Origin of the sequence: Actinocorallia libanotica (genome assembly GCF_039525175.1) — a bacterium.
Lineage (GTDB): Bacteria > Actinomycetota > Actinomycetes > Streptosporangiales > Streptosporangiaceae > Actinocorallia > Actinocorallia libanotica.
This window is the reverse complement of record NZ_BAAAHH010000019.1, coordinates 109,242-128,556: the sequence shown is the minus strand read 5'-3', so window position 1 is coordinate 128,556 and position 19,315 is coordinate 109,242. Positions and strand designations below refer to the sequence as shown.

Genomic DNA, 19,315 nt, shown 5'->3' with positions numbered 1-19,315 from the left:
GAACGCTCCGCCCCGCACGGGGATGGCCGCCATCGGCCGTTTCCCCGCGCCGGACCGCGGCCGCCCTCAGCGCACCAGGACCACCAGCAGCACCAGCGCGATCAGGGCGATCACCACCGACAGCACGGTGATCGCCGTCGTGCGGCCGCCCCGGGCCCGCTCACCGCCCTGGACCTGGCCGGACGGCCCCTGGTAGGAGGGGGCCTGCCCGTAGTCGTACTGGTAGGGCAGCGGCTGCGGAGTGTGCGGCGGCCGGTGGAGGTCGGCGGCGGCGTGCCAGCCGCCGGGCTCCAGCAGCGTCCTGGCCTCCGGGTCCACCGCCGGGATGGGCGGCGGGGTCACGGGCGGGACGGACGGCTGCGGCGCGGGCGGCGGTGCCGGCTGCGGCACGGCGGGGCGCTGCTGCCGGATCTGCCGGGAGATCCGGCCGAGCTGCCCTGGGTCCAGCACGGTGTCCAGGGGGTCGGCGCGCGCGTCCTCGCGCACCACGTCCTCGCGCAGGCGGTCCAGCACCGTGTCGTCGAACTGGGTGGCCGAGGCGGGGATCCGGTTGGGCCGGGAGGAGGCCACGTCCGCCAGCAGCGGCATCGCCTGCTCGCCCGTCATCCGGGTGGCGGGCTCGCGCGAGAGCAGCCCCTCCAGCACCCGGGTGAGCTGCCCGGCGTTGCGCGGCCGGGGCACCGGCTCCGACAGCGCCGCCGACAGCGCGGCCATCGCGTCCTGCCGCTCGTAGGGGGCGTAGCCCTCGACCGCGGCGAAGAGCGTCGCGCCCAGCGACCACAGGTCGGAGGCCGCCGTCGCCTTCTCGCCCTGCACCCGCTCCGGCGGGATGTAGGCGGGCGAGCCCATGACCAGGCCGGTCTGGGTCAGGGTGGCGTCGCCCTCCATGCGGGCGATGCCGAAGTCGGTGAGCACCACCCGGGCCGGCTCGTCGCCGGTGATGAGGATGTTGCTGGGCTTGACGTCGCGGTGCAGGATGCCGCGGGAGTGCGCGGCGCGCAGCGCGTCCAGCACCTGCCGCCCGATGTCGGCGGCGCGCCACGGCTGGATGGTCCGCTCGTCGTCGAGGATCTGCTGCATGGAGCGGGCCTTGACCAGCTCCATGACGATCCACGGCCGGCCGTCCTCCTCCACCACGTCGTGGACGGTCACCACGTTGGGGTGGTTGAGCCGGGCCGAGGCCCGCGCCTCGCGCAGCGTGCGCTCCTTGAGGACGTCCTTCTCGCGGCCGCTCAGACCGGGCCCGAACGTCACTTCCTTGATCGCGACCTCGCGGCCGAGCGTCGTGTCGTGGGCGCTCCACACCGCGCCCATCCCGCCCCGCCCGATCTCGGCGCTCAGCCGGTAACGGCCGCCGAGCAGACGCCCCTTCGACTCCTGTCCCATGATGCTGGTTTCTCCCCCGAACTGTGGAGAACTCCTCGCGACCGCGGCTCCCCTGCCGCCACCACGCTGGCCTTACCTGGGACGCGTGAGCCTCCCCGCAGGTTCAAAGCATCTCACGGACCGAACGAATCCAGAATACGGTGGGCCGCTTCCTCGTTCTCCGGCCAGTCGTCCTCGGGGTAGACCACGAACACCGCCCACGCCTGGCCGTCCATTTTCAGCCGACGGTTGATGCCGTGCCGTGCCGCGCCGCCCTTGCTGGTGAACGTGTACTCCATCTGTGCCGCAGGACTTCCGTTGATCGGGTCCAGTTTCTTCCAGTCGATCTGCTGGAAGTCCTTCGTCTGCTTCAGCAGCTTCAACGAACGGTAGGCGTCCCCGTCAGGGGTCCAGTCCGTGCTGTCCACCTGCACATAGGCCCCGGAATCCGGGTGGTTCCAATGGGTGGATTTCCCTTCGATCCGCTTGGCCCATTCCCTAGGCACCTCGATGCTGAAGCCTTCCCCGGACTCGCTCTTGAAGTCGCCGAAGAGCATCGAGGGCTTCAGGACGAAGACCAGCGCGACGATCGCCAGGACGCCCACCAGTGAGCCGACCAGCGCGGAGAAACCCATGCCGCGGCCGCGGGGCGGGGAGGGGCGGCGGCCTTCGTCGATGTCCCGGATCCACTGCTCGTCGGAGGAGCGCGAGGGCCGGTGCGACGACTGGCGCGCGGGCTGCGTGGGGGGCCGGTGGTACGCGGGCTGGGGCTGCTCGTAGACCGGCGGCGGGGCCTGCTCGTAGGCGTAGGAGACCGGCTGGGGGGCGGGTTCGTAGGCCGGAGGCGGGGGCGGCGCGGACTCGTAGGCGCGTTGCGGCTGCTCGTAGACCGGGGACGGGGCGGGCTCGTAGGAGACCGGCTGCACCGGCGGCGGGTCGTAGGCGGGCTGCCGGGGCGGCGGGGCGTTGCGCACGGGCGGGAGGGCGGAGGCGGTGTGGAACGTGGGCGGGGGCGGCTCCTCCTGCCAGGACGAGCGGGCGGGCGCCGCCCCCGGGCGGTACAGGGAGTCGAACATCTCGCCCACCGGGGGGCGCTCCTCCAGCAGCGCCGCCGTCGGCTGGAACTCGTGGCGGGAGCGGTCGGGCGCGGTGGCGGTGGGCGGCGGGGGCGCGGTGTCCACCCGGTGCAGGAGCTCGGCGGCGGCCGCCGCGTTGAGCCGGGTGTCGGGGTCCTTCTCCAGCAGACCGCTGATCACCGCGCCGAGCGGGAGGCCGCGCTGCAGCTGCGGCACCGGCTCCATCATCACCGCCGCCAGCGTGGAGAGCACCTCGGGCCGCTCGAACGCCGCGTACCCCTCGACCGCGGTGAACAGCGTCGCGCCCAGCGCCCACAGGTCCGAGGGCGTGCCGGGCTTGAGGCCCTGCGCCCGCTCGGGCGACAGGTAGGAGGGCGAGCCCATGACGATGCCCGTCTGGGTGAGCGAGACGTCGCCCTCCATCTGGGCGATGCCGAAGTCGGTGAGGATGGCGCGGTCGTCGCTGAGCATGACGTTCGCCGGCTTGACGTCGCGGTGCAGGATCCCGGCGGTGTGCGCGGCGCGCAGCGCCCCCAGCAGCTGCCGTCCGATCTCCGCGACCCGGGGGACCGGCAGCGGCCCCTCGGCGTCGACGACGTCCTGGAGGGTGCGCGCCTGCACGAACTCCATGACGATCCAGGGGACGCCGTCCTCCTCCACCACGTCGTGGACGGTGACGATGCCCGGGTGGCTCAGCCGCGCCGCGGCGCGCGCCTCGCGCAGCATGCGCTCGTGCATCACCGCGCGGGCCTCGTCGTCCAGGCCCGGCGGGGTGATGACCTCCTTGACCGCGACTGACCTGCTCAGGACCTCGTCGACGGCGTGCCAGACGGTCCCCATACCGCCGCGCCCGAGCATCCTGTCCAGCCGGTAGCGGCCTCCCAGCAGCCGCTCCTCCCCCTGTGTCATGGGGCGGACCCTATCGAGAGTTCCTCACGGAACCATAAAGATGATCAGCTTCAGCCGCGGAAACTGAGGTACGTGGGCTGCAGCCGCGTCCAGGTCTCGGTCCACACGCTCTCGGGCGCCATGAGGAAGAGCGCGTAGCCCTTCCCCCCCATCACGAAGCCGCGGTTCAGCGCGTGCATCGTGCCGCCGCTGTTGCCGGTGAAGGTGAACTCCCAGTCCGCGGACTTCGAGCCGTCCCCGTCGTCGGGCACCGGGGGGTGGTTCCCCGTCTTCTCGACGCGGAGCTGCCGGTAGTTATTGAAGCCGGACGACTGGGAGCTGCGCTGCCAGTCCGCCAGGGCGCTGGGACCGGGGTCGTCGGTCTGCCCGACCTGCAACGTGACGCCGTTGGGCGCGCGGAAGAAGTGGTTCTCCGCGTCCTTGCGCTCGGGTCCCTCGAAGTCGTTCGGGATCCACAGCGAGTAGCCGCTGGGGTCGGTGAACGCGCGGAAGCCCTCCGGCGGCCCGGAGGGCGTGGCGCTCGGGCTCGGGGACTGCGCCTGGGCGGGCGCTGAGGAGCTCTGAGACGGCCCCTGGCTCGTCGAGGCGGGAGCGGGGTCCTTGGTCTCCTCGGCGCCGCTGTCGTCGCTCTGCGACCAGATCAGCCCTCCGACGACGAGAGCGGTCACCAGCGTGATCGCGGCGACGACCATCGCGGTGGCGCGCCCGCCCCTGCCACCGCCGCCGCCCGTCCCCGCCTGGGTGGGCGCGGCGTCGAACAGGCCGAGCCCGCCGCCTTCGCCCTCCGGCCGCGCGACCTGGCCGGTCTGCGGCAGCGCGGCGGCCTCCTCGACGCGCGGCTCGGGCATCGTGCGGGTGCTGGACTCCGGCAGGGTGACGGTGCCGTTCTGCGCGATCTCGTCCAGCATCCGGCCCGCCTCCAGGGCGGTCAGCCGGGTCTCGGGGTTCTTGTCGAGCAGTCCCTGGATGACCGGCCACAGCGGCCCGGCCTTCTCCGAGTGCGGCACCTGGTCGGTGATGATGGCGATCAGCGAGGCCATCGGCTCGGGCCGGTCGTAGGGCGAGCGGCCCTCGACCATCGCGTACAGGGTGATGCCCAGCGACCACAGGTCGGAGGCGGGCCCGGCGACCTTCCCCCGCGCGCGTTCGGGCGCGATGTAGGCGGGCGAGCCCATGACGAGGCCGGTGGCGGTCAGCGTGGCGTCGCCGGTGGCGGTGGCGATGCCGAAGTCGGTGAGGACGGCGCGGTCGCCGGGGGCGAGCAGCACGTTGGAGGGCTTGACGTCGCGGTGCAGCACGCCGGCCTCGTGCGCGGCGTGCAGCGCGCTGAGCATCTGGCCGCCGATGACCGCGGCGCGCTGGAAGGGCAGCGGCCCGTCCTTCTTGATGACCTGGTCGAGGGACCGCGCCTTGATGAGCTCCATGACGATCCACGGCCGGTCGTCCTCTTCGACGACGTCGTAGACGGTGACGACGCCGGCGTGCGCCAGCCGCGCGGCGGTGCGCGCCTCGCGGAACGTCCTGCGGTGCTGCAGGTCGCGCTCCTCGTCGCTGAGCCCGTAGGGCAGGATCACCTCCTTGACGGCGACGTCCCGCCCCAGCACCTCGTCGAAGGCCCGCCAGACCGTGCCCATCCCGCCCCTGCCGACCTGGGTGTGAAGCCGGTATCGACGCGCCAGCAACCGGTCACTCGAGGTCTCGTTCGGCATAGAAGCGACCATATCCAGGTTCGAAGGTGCATAACGTCAGAGCCGCGACAGCAACCCCGCTTGAAGCCTTGGACGTCTTGCCTACCCAGGAAGTTCGCGACCGAACGTGAACTCTCGCACCCGAGCGGGACGACCGCAGCGTAGCGAGGATCGGCCCGCTCGCACCGGGGCCTGGGGTCGCCCCCAGAAACCGACAGGACGACCGCAGCGTAGCGAGGATCGGCCCGCTCGCACCGGGGCCTGGGGTCGCCCCCAGAAACCGACAGGACGACCGCAGCGTAGCGAGGATCGGCCCGCTCGCACCGGGGGTTCGGGGGTCGCCCCCCGGAGTTCTTGGGCGCGGCCCGAAGTAACCCGTGAGTCAGTTAGTGGGTAGAGTGCGCGGCGAACCACGTTCTGGAGGCTGACATGCAGACTGGGCTGGCAGGGAAGACGGCGCTGATCACGGGCGCGTCGCGCGGGATCGGCGAGGCGATCGCCTTCGCGCTGGCGGCGGAGGGCGCCAACGTGGTGCTCTCCTCGCGCAGGCAGGAGGCGCTGGACGAGGTGGCGGCGCGCGTCCGCGCCGCGCACCCCGGGGTGGGCGTGCTGGCCAAGGCCGCGCACGTCGGCGACGAGGACCAGGCGCGCGCCTGCGTCGAGGCCGCGGTCGCGGAGTTCGGCCGGATCGACGTGCTCGTCAACAACGCGGGCACCAGCCCGCACTACGGGCCGATGGTGGACATCAGCGCCTCCCAGGCCGCCAAGACCGTCGAGGTCAACCAGTTCGCGGTCGTGCTGTGGACTCGGCTGGCCTGGAACGCCTCGATGCGCGAGAACGGCGGGGCGGTCATCAACATCGCCAGCGTCGGCGGCCTGGTGACCGAGCACGGGATCGGGTACTACAACGCCACCAAGGCCGCGGTCATCCACCTGTCGCGGCAGTTCGCGGTGGAGCTGTCGCCCGGGGTGCGGGTCAACGCGATCGCGCCGGGCCTGGTCAAGACGCACCTCGCGCGGGCGCTGTGGGAGGAGAACGAGGAGGCCATCAGCAAGGCGCTCCCGCTGGGCCGCCTCGGCGTCCCCGAGGACATCGCCAACGCCGCGGTCTTCCTCGCCGGCGACGCCTCCTCCTGGATGACCGGGCAGACCATGGTGGTGGACGGCGGTTCCATCATCCGCCCGTCCATCGCCTGACACCGACCGACGAGCATCGAGGAGACCACGTGAACTGGGGACTGACCGTTCCGCTGCCCGGCGTCAAGCTCGGCGCGCACAAGGAACTCGTCCAGGAGCTGCCCGCCCTGGGATACACCGACGTCTGGTCGGCCGAGACCAACGGCGACGACGGGTTCACGCCGCTGGCGCTCGCCTCGCAGTGGGCGCCGGAGCTGCGGCTGGGCCCGGCGATCGTGCCGGTCTACACGCGCGGTCCCGCGCTGCTGGCGCAGCAGGCCGCGACCCTCGCCGACCTGGCGCCCGGCAGGTTCGTGCTGGGCATCGGCACCTCCAGCGACACCATCGTGGAGCGCTGGAACGGCATCCCGTTCACCGAGCCCTTCGCGAAGGTCCGCGACACCCTGCGCTTCCTGCGCAGGGCGCTGGCCGGGGAGAAGGTCACCGACGAGGCGCTGGGCGTGAAGGGCTTCCGGCTGGAGGCCGCGCCGGAGGTGCCGCCGCAGATCGCGCTGGCCGCACTGCGCCCGGGCATGCTGCGGCTGGCCGCCCGCGAGGCCGACGCCGCCATCACCAACTGGCTGTCCCCGCAGGACGTCCGCACGGTCCGCGCCGCGTTCCACCCCGACAAGGAGCTCCTCGCCCGGCTCTTCGTCGTCCCGACCGAGGACGCCGACGAGGCGCGCAAGCTCGGCCGCTGGCTCATCACGTCCTACCTGAACGTCCCCGTCTACCAGAAGTTCCACGAGTGGCTGGGCCGCGGCGAGGCCCTGCGCCCGATGAACGAGGCGTGGGCGTCCGGCGACCGCCAGGGCGCGCTGAAGGCCATCCCCGACGAGGTCGTCGACGACCTCATCGTCCACGGCTCCCCCGCCGAGTGCCGCGAGCGCATCCGCGAGTACGTCTCCAACGGCCTCACCACCCCGATCCTGATGCTGCTCCCCAACAGCCAGATCAACGGCGTCGAAGCGGTGCGCGCGCTGGCGCCCAACGCCTGACCCGTCCGCCGGAGGGCGCCGCACCCGTCCGGGTGCGGCGGCCTTCGCCGTCGGTCGGACGAGCCGTCACCCGAACGAAGGGTGCGGCCCCAGCGCGAAGTACTCGTACAGCCCGTAGCCCTCACCGCCGGAGTAGGAGAACTTCGCGACCGCGTCGACGAGGCCCCAGAAGCGTTCCGGTTCCTTCTCCGTGTCGTGGACGGTGCTCTGCACGACGGGCCCCTCGCCCTGGTACATGCCGTGCTTCCACTCCGGCTCCAGCCCGTAGCCCGTGCCGACCATCAGGTGGACGGGCAGCAGCGGCGTCACGCTCACGTCGAACGGCTCGCCGCCCGGCGGTGAGAACGTGATGGTCGCCGAGACGGCGTCCCGCGTCCCCGGCGCGTACACCGGCCTGTACTCGGGACGGCCGAGGTACTCCTGTTCGCGCTCCGGGTCCGACCACACCCGGATGCCCTCCTCCAGGAGCCGCCTGCCCTTCTCGTCCTCCTGGACGATCGCCAGGATGGCGTGGTCCTCGAACTGCATGGGGCAGTACATCCAGTAGAACGTCCCGGCGTTCTTCACGTGGATGCCCGGGGGTTCGCTCTCGCCCACCGGGCGGATCCCCCACGAGCGGTCGCGGGTGCCCCACCAGTGGTCGGGGGCGACCTCGATCGTCTCTCCGTCGTGGGTGATGGTGCCGCTCCAGCGGCCCGTCTGCGCCATGCGGGTGGAGTCGAACATGACGCGCTCCTGCCAGCGCAGGTAGTGGCGGGGCTCCAGGGTCGCCGGGATCGCGCCCTCCCACAGGAGGTCGAAGGACAGGCCCTCCCCGGTGTCCTCCAGGACGACGCGCAGCCGCTTCAGGCCTTCGAAGACCTCGATGCGGAACGGGCCGACGGAGGTGTCCATCCGGTCCTCGCCCAGTTCCCGCGACGCCCGGACGACGTGGTGGGCGGTGCCGCGCCGCAGCACCGCGAAGGCGTCGCAGACGCCGAGGTTGGGGTACTGGCCCATGCCGATGATGAGCATCATCTCGTCCGAGCACGGGTGGCAGTTGAAGTAGTAGCGGTCGTAGAAGTTGCGGTCGGAGGTCCCCACGTGGCGCATCACGCCGGAGATCTGGTGGATCGGGTAGTCGTCCAGAGGGGACAGGCTCACAGCTCCTCCAGCACGGTGGCGAGCAGGGAGGTGGCGGTGTTGGTGTGGGGGAAGGCGTCGTCCGGGGGCACCAGTTCGTACTCGACGAACAGCTGGCCGATCCGCGCCATCACGACGGCGAACTTCAGGCCGGAGAGCACCTCGTAGTAGCGCAGGTTCTCCATGGGGCGGCCGAGGAGCTCCTCGTACCGGGCGATGGTCTGCTCTCTGGCCGGGAAGCCCTCCAGCGGGGGGAGGCCGACGGCCGTGTAGTGGTGGCGGTCGAGGTAGCGGTACCAGGCGAGGTCCTCCTCGGGCTGCCCGAGGGTGACCATCTCCCAGTCGAGGATCGCGCTGACCTCGCCGTCCACGAACAGGAGGTTGCCGATGCGGGAGTCCCCCCACAGCAGTGACGGCGGTCCGCTCTCCTCGGGGCGGTTGGCGCGCAGCCACGCCAGCGCCTCTTCGGCGACCGGCACCTTCCCCTCGTAGGCCCAGTGCAGGTAGTGCTCGTAGTAGTTGAGCCGCTGCTCCAGGCCGGTCGGCCCGTACGAGGTCTGGTCCACGTACTCCAGGCCCGCGACGGGCTGGGCGTGGACGGAGGCCATGGCGCGCAGCCCGTTGTCCCACAGGGAGGCGCGCTCCCGCGGGGAGACCTCGGTGACCCAGCCCTCCTGGTGGTAGGTCGGCATGTCGGAGGGGGCGCGCCCGGGGCAGGCGGCCATCACGAAGAACGGCGCCCCCAGCAGCGAGGGGTCCGGCTCGTACCAGAACACCTCCGGTACGGGCAGTCCGCGGCGGCGCAGCTCGCGCAGCACGCGGTACTGCTCCTCGAACCGCGGTTCGGGGAAGATCTGGTGGCCCGTCGGCGCGACCTTGGCGACGTAGTCCGCGCCGCCCGCGCGGAAGATCAGGGTCTCCGCGGAGAAACCGCTGGCGGACGGGGTCTCCAGGTGCTCCACGACGGCCCCCGGCGACCGCCCTTCGAGCCAGCGGCCGAGAATCTCCCTGGTGAGCGCGGGATCGCGCTGGTCGGGTACCGGCAACACCGCCTCCTCTCTTACCAAGCGCTAGGTAGGTCCTGCGACCGTAATCCCCCGGCCCGACCTTGGAAAGGGTCTCCCTAAGATGGAAAAGTGGAGATCAAGGCGGTGTTCTTCGATGTCGGCGAAACCCTCATCAACGAGGGGCGCATCTACGGCGAGTGGGCCGACTGGCTGGGGGCGCCCCGGCACACCTTCAACGCGGTGCTGGGCGGGGTGATCGCCCGGGGCGGCCACCACCTGGAGGTGCTGGAGCACTTCAGGCCGGGGTTCGACCTGGCCGCCGAGGAGGCGGCGCGGCGCGCCGCGGGGGTGCCGAACGGCTTCGGCCCGGCGGACCTCTACCCCGACGCGCGGGCGTGCCTGGCCGACCTGCGGGCACTGGGCCTGCTGGTGGGCGTGGCCGGCAACCAGCCGAAGGAGGCCGCGGCCCAGTTCGCCGCGCTCGGCCTGGAGGCCGACATCGTCGGCATGTCCGAGGACTGGGGCGTGGAGAAGCCGTCGCCGGAGTTCTTCGCCCGGGTCTGCGCCGAGGCGGGCCTGCCGCCGGGGAACATCCTCTACGTGGGCGACCGCATCGACAACGACGTCCGGCCCGGCCTCGCCGCGGGCGTCCAGGTGGCCTTCCTGCGGCGCGGCCCCTGGGGCAACGTCCAGCGGGACGACGAGGCGCTCGCCCGCTGCCGCTTCCGGCTGGACTCCCTGGCCGAGCTCCCCCCGCTCCTCGCCCCCTAGGGGATGCCCCTTACCCCGCAAGTAGCACGGCGGAACAGTACGTAAGACCGATTTGTCAAGCCCGGCGGCTCCGTAGCTTGGAAAGTGAAGCGCACCACCGAGTGAAGGAGCCGTCATGAGCAGCCTCTACCGCCCCCGCCAGGGCAGGATGATCGCCGGGGTCTGCGCCGGCCTGGGAAGGCGGTTCGGCATGAGCGCGGGGCTCGTCCGCGTGCTGGCCGTGCTGTCCTGCCTGCTGCCGGGACCCCAGTTCATCGCCTACCTCATCCTGTGGGCGATGATGCCGAACGAGGAGAAGTACCAGGGCGCCCGGATCTGACGGCCGGTCCCCGAAAGCCGGGAAACTGCGTACGGTATTCCCCGCGTCACCGTACGCTTCCCGCTGAACCGCGGCGACGGGTGACATTACTCTGCTTGACGCAGTGAGGACCGCCCGGAAGCATCGGGGGTCACCCAGGACACCGAGGTCACCGAAGGGGGCGCGGGTGGGCGGCGAGATCGAGGCCGAGGCCGAGCAACTGCTGCGCTTCCTGCGCGACGTCGCCCGGTCCCGCCGGGCACGGGTGCCCGACCTGGCCGCCTACGACCAGGTGCACTGGCTCGCCGAGCTCCCCGCCGACGTGCGGCTGCACCCCGACGCGGGCCACGGCGAGGTGCTCTTCGGCCTTCCCCCCATCCCGCTGGAGGCGCCCGACTCGGTCGCCGACGCCGAGGGCTTCGCCGCCTGGCTCGCCCTGCGCCGCTGGTACCGGGCGCTGCGCGGGCTCGCCGAGGCGCTGGAGGCGCCGCAGGACGCGGGCGGCCGCGAGCTCGTCCTGGGCACCGGCCTGCTCACCTGGTCCGGCGGCGGCGACGCGCCGGTCCAGGCGCGCAACCACCTCCTGGCCACCCCGCTGCGGGTCGTCCTGGACCCCCGCACCGAACGCGTCGACGTGCTGGTCGGCCCGGGCCCCGCCGTCCTGCAGGACCTCGACGTGCTGGGCGAGGTGCCGGGCTTCCGGCCCGCCCGGACGGACTGGCTGCGCGAGGCGGTCCGGGCCGGGCAGGGCGCGGCCCTGCACGCCTCGGTCTCCGACGTGCTGCGCAAGTGGGGGTCGTCGGCCTTCGCCGAGCCCGTGCCCTTCCGCGAGGACTGGTCGGACGAGGGCGGCTCCGGCGACCGGATCCGGCTCGCGCCCGCGCTGGTCCTGCGCCCCCGCTCCGGCGCCGCCCTCGTGGAGACGCTGGAGGGCATGCTCGCCCGGCTGCGCCAGGGCCGGGTGCCCGAGGGGATCGCCCGGTTCCTCCAGCCGGGCCCGGACGACCGGCTGGCGCACCTGCCCGACCGCGCGTCCGCGGCCGGGCTGCTGTCCGCGCTGCTCTCCCGGGGCCGGCGCGTCCTGGTCACCACCGGGCGCCCGAAGGAGATCCGCGACGCCCTGCCCGCCGAGACCGCCGGGCTGGCCGCCACGTTCACCGCCTCCGGATCCGACCTGGCCGAGCGGCGGCGGGAGCTGGCCGCCCGCTTCGCCGCCCACGACCCCGAACGCTACGAGCGGGCGCTGGCCGAGCACCGGGCCGAGGCCGCCGAGCTCGAACGCGAGGCGGCCGCGCTCCGCGCCCGCCTGGCGTCCTTCCGCCAGGAGGAGCGCCTGGAGCTCGCCCCCGGCCTCTCGGGCACCCGCGAGGAGCTGGAGGCCGCGCTGAACCCCGGCTTCCCCTGGCTGCCGGTGCTGCCGGAGCTGCCCGCCGAACCCCCGCTCACCGCCGAGGAGGCGGCCGAGCTCACCGACCTGCTGGCGGCCTCCTCCCCCGCCCGCGAGGCCAGGAGCCGCCAGCGCCTGCCCGACCCGTCCGTGCTGCCCGCGCCCGGCCGGGTGCGGCTGCTGGTGGCGATGGCGCAGGCGCCCGCCGCCGAGCAGCCGGACGACCTGGCCCAGCGGCTCGCCGACAGCCGCCCCGAGACGCTGGACCGGCTGGAGGAGTTCGCCGGCACCGTCCAGGGCGTCATGGACTCCCTGGGCGTCGACTGGGGCAGCGGCGACTGGACGGCCCGCGCCCTGCGCGACGGCCTGGCCGGGCCCGCCCCGCTGTGGGAGTACCTGAGCGACCTGGCCGGGCGCGCCGCGACCGCCGACCGGGCGCTGCGCTCCGTCGGCGGCCACTGGGTGGTGCTGCCGCCCGGGCCCGAGGGCGAGCTCATCGAGGCGGCGCGGGAGCTGCGCCAGTACCTGCTCTCCGGCGGCGCGCTCAAACGCGGCCCGCTGCGGCCCGCCCCGCAGAAGCGCGCCGAGCCGCTGCTGGAGGAGGCGACCGTGGACGACGGCCCGCCCCGCACGCCGGAGAAGCTGGACGTGGTCATCGCCGCGCTGGAGAGCAGGCAGGCGGTGGGCGAGCTCGCCGAGGCCTGGCGCTCGGTCGGGGTGGAGCTCGCCGACAGCCAGGCGCTCGACGGGCTGGTCGCCCAGCTGGCGGTGCTGTACGCCAAGCTCGGCCAGGTCAGGACGGCGCTGCGGGCGGTCACCGAGACCCACCGGCTGCTGCGCCGCACCGGTCTGCTGATCCCGCTGCAGACACCCGCCGCGTGGCGCGCCTACCAGCGCGCGCTGGAGCTGGTCCGGGTGCGCCGGCGCGCCTCGACGGCCTGGGCGGCGCTGGCGTCCCTGCGCCAGACCATCGAGCTGGAGATCGGCGCCGGGCAGGCGCCGCCGGAGCTGCAGGCCGCGGCCGCCGCCCTGACGGCGCGCGACCTGCCCGCCTACGAGCAGAGCCTGAAGGACCTGGCCCGCGCCCGCCGGGAGCAGGCGGCCCAGCTGCGCTGCGACGAGCTGCTGGAGCGGCTGCGCGCGGTCCACCCCGACCTGGCGCGGCGGCCGACGCTGGTGCCCGAGGAGTGGGAGGAGGCGTGGCGCTGGGCGCACCTGTCGTCCCTGCTGCTGGCCCACCCGCGCGCCCGCGAGGACCTGGAGCTGGCCGAGGCGCTGGAGCAGGCGCGCGGACGGGCCCGCGAGGCCGGCGACGCCCTGGCCCACCGCCACGCGTGGGGCTGGGCGCTGTCCCGGCCGGGCGGCGAGCCGCCGCTGTGGATCATGCCGCCCGCCGAGGCCGCCGCCGTCCTGCCCGCCGACCCCGGCTCCTTCGACGTCGTGGTGGTCGACCAGACGGGCGAGGGCGTGGAGTGGCTCCTGCTGCTGTGGCACGCGCCGCGGGTGATGGTGCTGGGTCCGGGCGGGCACGTCCCGGCCGAACGCACCCTCACCGCCGAGTCGACGTTCTTCGGCACGCTGGCCGCCCGGTTCCCGGTGCTGGAGGTGGGCGCGGACGGCTCGCGCCGGCTGCCGCCTCCCCCTCCGGAGCGTCCCGAGATCCCCGTGCCCCGCTCCGGCGAGGAGCCGCTCGAACTCGTGCCCGGCCGCTCCATCGTCGCCTACCGGCGGGACGTGCTGGTCGAGCTGGTGCGTAGGCTGGCCGCCGACACCACGCTCACCGACGAGCAGCTCGTCGCCCGCGCCAAGGACGTGCTGGCCTGCCCGGAGGACGAGCACCTCATCGTGGAGGCGCGCCTGCGCTACGCCGTCCAGGCGCTGCGCGCATAGCCGGGCCGCGGCGGCGCGCCGCGAGCAGTCGGAACGGAGTGCGCCATGGCACGCAGGCCCCAGCCGCCGCCCGGCCAGTCGACGCCCCTGGCGTGGACGGGCCGCGACCCGCGGCGCCTCCTCTCGGTCTTCCTGGGCCTGGTGCTGCTGTCCGCCGCCCTGTTCAGCCTGGCCGACGGCGGGCTCTCCTGGGCCGCGCAGCCGCTGCTGTGGCTCGTCCCGGCCGGGCTCTCCGCGCTGGCCGCCCTGGTCGTGTGGGCGCGGACGCCGTCCATCTCGGCGGGCGCCGACTGGTTCCGCTGGGGCTCCTCCTGGGTGAAGACCAGCAGGCTCAGGCACGTCCGGCTGCACGCCGGCTCCCGCCCCGTGCTGCTCCTGGAGGACAGCGCGGGCCGCGACCTGGAGCTCGACGTCACCCGGCTGGCCGCCCACCGGGAGCTGAACTCCCTGCTCCTGACGGCCCTCCACCGCAACGCCGCCGAGCTGGACCTGGACTTTCGCACCCGCGACTTCCTCCGGCGCTGACCGCCCCCGGACGCGGCGAGGCCCCCGGTGCGGCGCACCGGGGGCCTCGAAGAAGCCGGTCAGCCGGTCAGCGGGTCACGACGGTGGCGCTGCCGTGCCCGAACAGGCCCTGGTTGACCGCGATGCCGACCCGGGCGCCCTCGACCTGGCGGCCTTCGGCCTGCCCGCGCAGCTGCCACGTCAGCTCGCACAGCTGGGCGATGGCCTGGGCGGGGATCGCCTCGCCGAAGCTGCCCAGACCGCCGGAGGGGTTGACCGGGATCCGGCCGCCGATCGAGGTCTCCCCCGCGCGCAGCAGGGCCTCGGCCTCGCCCGGGCCGCACAGCCCGAGGTCCTCCATCCAGTCCAGCTCCAGCGCGGTGGACAGGTCGTACACCTCGGCCGCCGAGACGTCCTCGGGACCGACGCCGGCCTCCTCGTACGCGCTGTGGGCCAGCGCGGCGCGGAAGGGGCGCTCGGGCACCGGGACGGTCATCGCCGAGTCCGTGGCGAAGTCCGGCAGGTCCAGCACCGTCTTGGGGAAGGTCGGGGTGACCGTCGACAGGCCGGAGATGCGCACCGGGTCCAGGCCGCGCGAGCGGGCGAACTCCATGGAGGTCAGCACCAGCGCCGCGCCGCCGTCGCTGGTGGCGCAGATGTCCAGCAGCCGCAGCGGGTCGGCCACGACCGGGGACTCCAGCACCTCCTCGACCGCCACCTCCTTGCGGTAGCGGGCGTTGGGGTTGTTCAGGCCGTGCTTGGCGTTCTTCACCTTGACCAGGGCGAAGTCCTCGCGCGTCGACCCGTACAGGGCCATGCGGCGGCGGGCCGCCAGCGCGAAGTACATCGGGTTGGTGGCGCCGAGCAGCCGGAAGCGCAGCCAGTCCGGGTCGTCGGGCCGGTCGCCGCCCACGGGCGCGAAGAAGCCCTTGGGCGCGGCGTCGGCGCCCACGACGAGCGCGACGTCGGCCAGCCCGGAGAGGATCTGCGCGCGGGCGTTGGCGATGGCCTGCGCGCCGGACGCGCAGGCGGCGTAGCAGGACGAGACCTGCGCGCCGGACCAGCCGAGCGCCTGCGCGAACGTCGCGCCGGCGATGAAGCCGGGGTAGCCGTTGCGGATGGTGTCGGCGCCCGCCACGTACTGCACGTCCTGCCAGGACAGGCCGGCGTCGGCGAGCGCGGAGCGCGCGGCCGCCAGCCCGTACTCGATGAAGCTGCGCCCCCACTTGCCCCACGGGTGCATGCCCGCACCCAGGATCGCGATCTCCCTGCCGCTCATGAGACGGGCCTCCACATCCACACCACGTATTCGGCCTCGTCGTCCTCGTAGAGGGTGCCGACGGTGAGCTCGACCTCCTGGCCGACGGTCAGGTCGTCCACGCCCACCCCGGGCACCACCTGGCCGAGGACCACGATCTTCTCGGCCTCCAGCTCGACCGCGGCCAGCACGTACGGCCGGAACGGCTCGGGCGAGACGTACGGCGCGGGCGGCTTGTACCTGGAGTCGGCGAACGACCAGATCTTCCCGCGGGTGGAGAAGGTGTACTCGGCCAGCTCCGAGCCGTCCTTGGGCCCGGAGCAGCCGGGGTTGCGACAGGCCAGCGCGTTGCGCGGGAAATACGGCGTGCCGCACTCTCCGCAGCGCGTTCCGATCAGCGCCGGAGGGTCGGTGCTGAACCAACCCTCGATGGCGAGCCTGCGTTCCTTGAGCACGGAACCTCCCGATGACCGACCAAGCGTTGGGCCGACGCTACCGTCCGGCGGACCGGCGGCGGCGGCTCCAGTCCCGCTGACCGGGCACGGGCGGCCTGCTCAGGACATCGAACGCAGATCCGTCAGGGTCTCCGGCAGGTTGGCGTGCATGTCGTCGAAGAACCGGATCAGCACCTGCCGCTCCTCCTCGGTGTAGCCCGGGAGGCGCTTCCAGGCGTTGCCCGCGATCGGGGCGAACTGCTCCAGCAGCGCCTCGACCTTCTCGCGCACCGGCTCGACGAGCACCCTGCGCCGGTCGGCGGCGTCCCTGACGCGGCGGACCAGGCCCGCCTTCTCCAGCCTGTCGATGAGGGCGGTGATCGACCCGCCGGTGGTGAGGCTCATCGCCTCGGCCAGCCGGCCGGGCGTCATCATCCCCTGGACCTGCAGCAGGTTGAGCGCCTGGGCGTCCGAGGCGTTGAGCCCCGCCTTCGCCGCGCCGGCGTTGTGCAGCGTCACCGCCCAGATGGCGTGGCGCCGCACCTTCTCCTGGAGTTCCTGCTCTGACTTTGCTTCGCTAGACAAAAAACGGCTCTTTTCCCTGCTCCCGATGGCACTGAGACTAGCCGCCTTCGAGAGCGGGGATCCCCGCCGGGTCCGTCAATCGCTTGATCGACGCCCCGGCGGGTCCTCTTTCCCGTCCTATTCGGCCGCCTGCTCGGCGACCTCGCGGGCCCACCGGTAGTCGGCCTTCCCCGCCGGGGAGCGGCGCATCTCCGCCACGAAGGCGTAGGCGCGCGGCACCTTATAGCCCGACAGTTCCTTGCGGCAGTGGGCGTCCAGCTCTTCGGGGGTGACTTCCGTCTCCCTCAGCTGGACCACGGCCGCGACACGGGCGCCGAACCGCTCGTCGGGGATGCCGGTGACCAGCGCGTCGAAGACCGCGGGGTGCCCCTTGAGCACCGCCTCGATCTCCTCCGGGTAGACCTTCTCGCCGCCGGTGTTGATCGCCTGGGAGCCGCGGCCGAACACCATGATCGTCCCGTCGGCGTCCACGGTGGCGATGTCGCCGGTGAGCAGCCAGCGCCTCCCGTCGACCACGGGGAAGGTCTTCGCGGTCTTCTCCTCGTCGTTGTAGTAGCCGCTGGCGATGTACCCGGTGCGGGCGAGCTGTCCGAGCACCCCCGAACCCGGCTGGACCGGGTTCAGGGAGTCGTCGAGCACCGCGATGTCGGGCACGTCCGGGGCGAACCGCAGGCCCTTCTCCGGGGAGGACCCGGCGGTGGCCTGCGCCGTCGAGCCGGACTCGGTGGAGCCGAACCGGTCGAGGATCATGACGTTCGGCAGCGCCGCCGCGATCCGCTCGCGGACCGTACCGGTGAGGATCGCGCCGGTGGAGACGAACGCGAACAGGTTCGACAGGTCGTAGGTGTTCGCCTCCAGCGCGTCGGCCAGCGGGATGGCCATCGCGTCACCGGTGATGGTGATGGAGTTCACCTTCTCGCGCTCCACCGTCCGCCACACGGTGTCGGCGTCGAACTTGCGGACGTAGGTCATCGTCGCGCCCATCCACCAGGTGATCCAGGTGTTGAGCTGGGCCGCGCCGTGCATGAGCGGCGCCACCGACATCATCACCATCGGACCGCCGGAGGCGGCGTGGTCGATCCAGCCCTGGGGCGTCTCCGGCGGCGGGTAGGTGGGGTTGGCGAAGGCGAACAGCATGTCCTTCATCTGCCACACGACGCCCTTGGGCATCCCGGTGGTGCCGCCGGTGTAGATGATGTACCGGTCGTCCTCGCTGCGCTCGGCGAACCCGCGGGTGTCGGGCTGCTCCGCGACGAACTCCTCGTACGTGAGCGAACCCGGCAGGTCCGTCGTGCCGCCGACCGCGACGAGGGTCCGCAGCGCGGGGAAGCGCGGCGCGACGGCGCCGACCCGCTCCTCGAACTCCACGTCGTACAGGAGCGCGGTGATCTCGGAGTTGCCGTACAGGTAGTCGAGCTCGGCTTCCACGTACCGGTAGTTCACGTTGATCGGCACCGCGCGGATCTTCACCGTCGCCAGCAGCGCCACCGCGTACTCGACGCCGTTGTACAGCTGCATGCCCACGTGCTGCCCCGGCTCCACGCCCGAGGCGAGCAGCGCGTGGGCGAGCCGGTTGGCGCGGCGGTCGACCTCGGCGAAGCTGAGGTGCTCGTCCCCGCAGTTCAGGGCGATCCGGTCGGGGATGGCGTCGGCGATGCCCTCGAACAGGTCGGCGATGTTGAAGACGGTCATGGCTTCTCGCTCCCGACGATCCACATCGCGAAGAACTGGGCGCCTCCCCCGTAGGCGTGGCCGAGGGCGCGCCGCGCACCGTCGACCTGGTGCTCGCCGGCCAGGCCCCGCACCTGCAGGGCCGCCTCGGCGAACCGGATCATCCCCGACGCGCCGATCGGGTTGGACGACAGCACGCCGCCGGACGCGTTCCACGGGATGTCGCCGTCCATGGCGGTCGCGCCGGCCTCGGTGAGCTTCCAGCCCTCGCCCTCGCCGCAGAAGCCGAGGTTCTCCAGCCACATCGGCTCGTACCAGGAGAACGGGACGTACACCTCGGCGACGTCGAGTTCGCTGCGCGGGTCGCTGATCCCGGCCTGGCGGTAGACGTCGGCGGCGCAGTCCTTGCCGCCCTGCGGGCTCACGGTGTCGCGTCCGGCGAAGAAGATCGGCTCGGAGCGCATCGCCGTCCCGTGGATCCAGGCCGGCCTGTTCGGCGCCTTCTTGGCGGCGTCCTCGCTGGCCAGGATCATCGCGACCGCGCCGTCCGAGGACGGGCAGGTCTCCAGGTAGCGGATCGGCTCCCAGAGCATCGGCGTCATCTCGACGATCTCGCGGGAGATGCCGGGGATCTTCAGGTGCGCGTACGGGTTCTTCAGGGCGTTCTCGCGGTCCTTGACCGCGACCAGCGTCCCGATGTGGTCGGGTGCGCCCGAGCGCCGCATGTAGGCGCGGATGTGCGGGGCGAAGTAGCCGCCCGCGCCGACCACGAGGGAGGCGTTGTGCGGCTTGTCGACGGTCAGCGCCCAGGTGGCGTTGGACTCCGACTGCTTCTCCCAGGCGATGGTCAGCACCCGCTGGTGCACCCCGGACTGGACCATGCTGGCCGCGACGATGGCGGTGGAGCCGCCGACCGAGCCCGCGGTGTGCACGCGCATCATCGGCTTGCCGGTCGCGCCCAGGGCGTCGGCGAGGTAGGCCTCGGGCATCGGGATGCCCTCGAACATGTCGGGTGCCTTGCCGATGACGACGGCGTCGATGTCGTCCCAGGTCAGCTGGGCGTCCTCCAGCGCGCGCACGGCTGCCTCGCGCAGCAGTCCCGCGATGGAGACGTCGAGCCGCTTGGTGGTGTAGTGGGTCTGGCCGACCCCGATGACGGCACAGGGGTTGCCCATG

16 protein-coding genes are annotated in these 19,315 nt (G+C 72.9%); 6 read left to right on the top strand and 10 right to left on the bottom strand.

What is annotated here, in order from left to right; genetic code table 11:
* Nucleotides 1-66: 66 nt before the first annotated feature.
* From ABD140_RS22570 to ABD140_RS22560, 3 genes are all read right to left on the bottom strand, one after another.
* On the bottom strand, nt 67-1,386 hold the full coding sequence (locus ABD140_RS22570; RefSeq protein WP_344242919.1) for a serine/threonine-protein kinase: 1,320 nt from the start codon (nt 1,384-1,386) through the stop codon (nt 67-69).
* A 113-nt stretch (nt 1,387-1,499) separates the two neighbouring features.
* The gene (locus ABD140_RS22565; protein ID WP_344242918.1) at nt 1,500-3,350 is read right to left on the bottom strand and encodes a serine/threonine-protein kinase; all 1,851 of its coding nucleotides are present in this window, start codon (nt 3,348-3,350) and stop codon (nt 1,500-1,502) included.
* Between the two features lie 50 nt (nt 3,351-3,400).
* Nucleotides 3,401-5,059, bottom strand: a complete 1,659-nt coding sequence (locus ABD140_RS22560) for a serine/threonine-protein kinase (RefSeq protein WP_344242917.1) — start codon at nt 5,057-5,059, stop codon at nt 3,401-3,403.
* Between the two features lie 408 nt (nt 5,060-5,467).
* Between ABD140_RS22560 and ABD140_RS22555 the strand changes: the two genes are divergently transcribed.
* Both ABD140_RS22555 and ABD140_RS22550 read left to right on the top strand, forming a co-directional pair.
* Nucleotides 5,468-6,235, top strand: coding sequence for an SDR family oxidoreductase (locus ABD140_RS22555; RefSeq protein ID WP_344242916.1), 768 nt, complete (start codon nt 5,468-5,470; stop codon nt 6,233-6,235).
* A 29-nt stretch (nt 6,236-6,264) separates the two neighbouring features.
* Nucleotides 6,265-7,212: an LLM class F420-dependent oxidoreductase gene (locus ABD140_RS22550; protein ID WP_344242915.1), complete on the top strand. Its 948-nt coding sequence runs from the start codon at nt 6,265-6,267 to the stop codon at nt 7,210-7,212.
* 66 nt (nt 7,213-7,278) lie between these two features.
* Here ABD140_RS22550 and ABD140_RS22545 read toward each other — a convergent pair whose 3' ends face one another.
* A complete protein-coding gene (locus ABD140_RS22545) occupies nt 7,279-8,355 on the bottom strand; it encodes an Rv3169 family protein (RefSeq protein WP_344242914.1) in 1,077 nt (358 codons plus the stop codon).
* On the bottom strand, nt 8,352-9,380 hold the full coding sequence (locus ABD140_RS22540; RefSeq protein WP_344242913.1) for a phosphotransferase family protein: 1,029 nt from the start codon (nt 9,378-9,380) through the stop codon (nt 8,352-8,354). The genes ABD140_RS22545 and ABD140_RS22540 overlap by 4 nt, the downstream gene beginning before the upstream one ends.
* A 90-nt stretch (nt 9,381-9,470) precedes the next feature.
* Between ABD140_RS22540 and ABD140_RS22535 the strand changes: the two genes are divergently transcribed.
* From ABD140_RS22535 to ABD140_RS22520, 4 genes are all read left to right on the top strand, one after another.
* Nucleotides 9,471-10,112, top strand: a complete 642-nt coding sequence (locus tag ABD140_RS22535) for an HAD family hydrolase (protein ID WP_344242912.1) — start codon at nt 9,471-9,473, stop codon at nt 10,110-10,112.
* A 115-nt stretch (nt 10,113-10,227) separates the two neighbouring features.
* Nucleotides 10,228-10,431 carry a PspC domain-containing protein gene (locus ABD140_RS22530; protein WP_344242911.1) on the top strand — a complete coding sequence of 68 codons (204 nt, stop codon included), beginning with the start codon at nt 10,228-10,230 and terminating at the stop codon, nt 10,429-10,431.
* Between the two features lie 166 nt (nt 10,432-10,597).
* Nucleotides 10,598-13,687, top strand: a complete 3,090-nt coding sequence (locus ABD140_RS22525; RefSeq protein WP_344242909.1) for a hypothetical protein — start codon at nt 10,598-10,600, stop codon at nt 13,685-13,687.
* A gap of 45 nt (nt 13,688-13,732) precedes the next feature.
* A complete protein-coding gene (locus tag ABD140_RS22520) occupies nt 13,733-14,212 on the top strand; it encodes a hypothetical protein (protein ID WP_344242907.1) in 480 nt (159 codons plus the stop codon).
* A gap of 67 nt (nt 14,213-14,279) precedes the next feature.
* Here ABD140_RS22520 and ABD140_RS22515 read toward each other — a convergent pair whose 3' ends face one another.
* The 5 genes from ABD140_RS22515 to ABD140_RS22495 form a co-directional block, all read right to left on the bottom strand.
* Nucleotides 14,280-15,470, bottom strand: a complete 1,191-nt coding sequence (locus tag ABD140_RS22515; protein ID WP_344242906.1) for a lipid-transfer protein — start codon at nt 15,468-15,470, stop codon at nt 14,280-14,282.
* On the bottom strand, nt 15,467-15,904 hold the full coding sequence (locus ABD140_RS22510; RefSeq protein WP_344242905.1) for a Zn-ribbon domain-containing OB-fold protein: 438 nt from the start codon (nt 15,902-15,904) through the stop codon (nt 15,467-15,469). Before ABD140_RS22510 ends, ABD140_RS22515 begins: the two co-directional genes overlap by 4 nt.
* 99 nt (nt 15,905-16,003) lie before the next feature.
* Entirely contained in the window at nt 16,004-16,468 is a 465-nt protein-coding gene (locus ABD140_RS22505) for a MarR family winged helix-turn-helix transcriptional regulator (protein WP_344242904.1), read from the bottom strand.
* 117 nt (nt 16,469-16,585) lie between these two features.
* Entirely contained in the window at nt 16,586-18,160 is a 1,575-nt protein-coding gene (locus ABD140_RS22500) for an acyl-CoA synthetase (RefSeq protein ID WP_344242903.1), read from the bottom strand.
* A complete protein-coding gene (locus ABD140_RS22495) occupies nt 18,157-19,314 on the bottom strand; it encodes a thiolase domain-containing protein (protein ID WP_344242902.1) in 1,158 nt (385 codons plus the stop codon). Before ABD140_RS22495 ends, ABD140_RS22500 begins: the two co-directional genes overlap by 4 nt.
* Between the last annotated feature and the right edge of the window lies 1 nt (nt 19,315).

Bases quoted from the DNA above. Each gene is read 5' to 3' on its own strand.
- ABD140_RS22500 (WP_344242903.1), bottom strand. From the start codon at position 18,160: ATGACCGTCTTCAACATCGCCGACCTGTTCGAGGGCATCGCCGACGCC.
- ABD140_RS22565 (WP_344242918.1), bottom strand. From the start codon at position 3,350: ATGACACAGGGGGAGGAGCGGCTGCTGGGAGGCCGCTACCGGCTGGAC.
- ABD140_RS22530 (WP_344242911.1), top strand. From the start codon at position 10,228: ATGAGCAGCCTCTACCGCCCCCGCCAGGGCAGGATGATCGCCGGGGTC.
- ABD140_RS22555 (WP_344242916.1), top strand. From the start codon at position 5,468: ATGCAGACTGGGCTGGCAGGGAAGACGGCGCTGATCACGGGCGCGTCG.
- ABD140_RS22515 (WP_344242906.1), bottom strand. From the start codon at position 15,470: ATGAGCGGCAGGGAGATCGCGATCCTGGGTGCGGGCATGCACCCGTGG.
- ABD140_RS22560 (WP_344242917.1), bottom strand. From the start codon at position 5,059: ATGCCGAACGAGACCTCGAGTGACCGGTTGCTGGCGCGTCGATACCGG.
- ABD140_RS22495 (WP_344242902.1), bottom strand. From the start codon at position 19,314: ATGGGCAACCCCTGTGCCGTCATCGGGGTCGGCCAGACCCACTACACC.
- ABD140_RS22520 (WP_344242907.1), top strand. From the start codon at position 13,733: ATGGCACGCAGGCCCCAGCCGCCGCCCGGCCAGTCGACGCCCCTGGCG.
- ABD140_RS22570 (WP_344242919.1), bottom strand. From the start codon at position 1,386: ATGGGACAGGAGTCGAAGGGGCGTCTGCTCGGCGGCCGTTACCGGCTG.